We start from the raw sequence: 1,103 nt of genomic DNA, 5'->3' as shown, positions 1-1,103 counted from the left end.
CTCGTCTCGGCGGGCGCCCTCGCGGCCGGCGCGGTCGTCATCTCGCTCGTGGCCCCCGCCGTCGTGCCGGGGCTCACGTCGGCGACCTTCCCCACGGCGACCGGATCCGGGCAGGGCGGCTCGCGCGTCGTCAACCCGATCCTCGACCTCGGCGACGACCTCCGCCGTCCCGTCGACGTGGAGGCCCTGCGCTACACGACGGCGACGGAGACGCCCCTCTACTTCAAGGTCACGACGCTGTCGCGCTTCGAGGGGGAGGAGTGGGCGCCGTCGCCGCTGCGCCCGCCCGACGGCAACACGGTCGACGCGATCGGACCGGACCTCGGCGCCGGATCCGACGTGCCCGTCGAGGAGGTCGACACGCGGGTGCAGGTGGAGGGCTCGTCGAGCGCCTGGCTGCCGGCGCCCTACGCGCCCCGGAGCGTCGACGGGCTCGAGGGCTCGTGGCGCTGGTCGGAGCAGGGCCTGGCGATCCGCTCGTCCGACTCCGACAGCCGCGACCAGAGCTACACGGTGCGGTCGGAGCTCCCGCGCCCCACGCCGGAGCAGCTGGCGGCCGTCCCCGCGGCGACCGACGGCGACCTCCGGCCGTACCTCGACATCCCCACGGGGACCCCGGACGTCGTGGCCGCGACGACGGCCGACCTGCTCGACGGGATCGCCTCGCCCTTCGACCAGGCGATCGCGCTCCAGGACTTCTTCACCGGCGGCCTGTTCCGCTACTCGGAGGAGGCGCCCGTAGAGCAGGGCTACGACGGCAGCGGCGTGGACGTCGTGGGGGAGTTCCTCCAGGCGCGCTCGGGCTACTGCGTGCACTTCGCGTCGGCGATGGCGATCATGGCCCGGGAGGCGGGCATCCCGTCGCGCGTCGCCGTGGGCTACCTGCCGGGGGACGAGGTCGGGCGCGACGGCGACCAGGTGACGTACCGGGTCGGATCCCACGACCTGCACTCGTGGCCGGAGCTGTACTTCTCGGGCGTCGGCTGGATCGCCTTCGAGCCCACCCCCGGGCGCGGCCAGGCCGCTCCCTATGCCCAGCCCTCGGCGGCGCCGACCACCGCGCCCACGCCGTCGGCGACCCCGAGCCAGGCGGCGGAGCCCAC

The 1,103-nt window shown here is 75.2% G+C and carries 1 protein-coding gene; it reads left to right on the top strand.

Annotated elements, in window-relative coordinates; translation table 11 throughout:
• The coding region (locus Q6969_RS15870; RefSeq protein WP_317231305.1) for a DUF3488 and transglutaminase-like domain-containing protein at window positions 1-1,103 on the top strand (1,103 nt) is incomplete at both ends.

Source organism: Clavibacter sp. MX14-G9D (genome assembly GCF_032917815.1).
Taxonomy (GTDB): domain Bacteria; phylum Actinomycetota; class Actinomycetes; order Actinomycetales; family Microbacteriaceae; genus Clavibacter; species Clavibacter michiganensis_K.
Note: the sequence above shows the minus strand (reverse complement) of the source record. Positions and strands in the feature narration are given on the sequence as shown.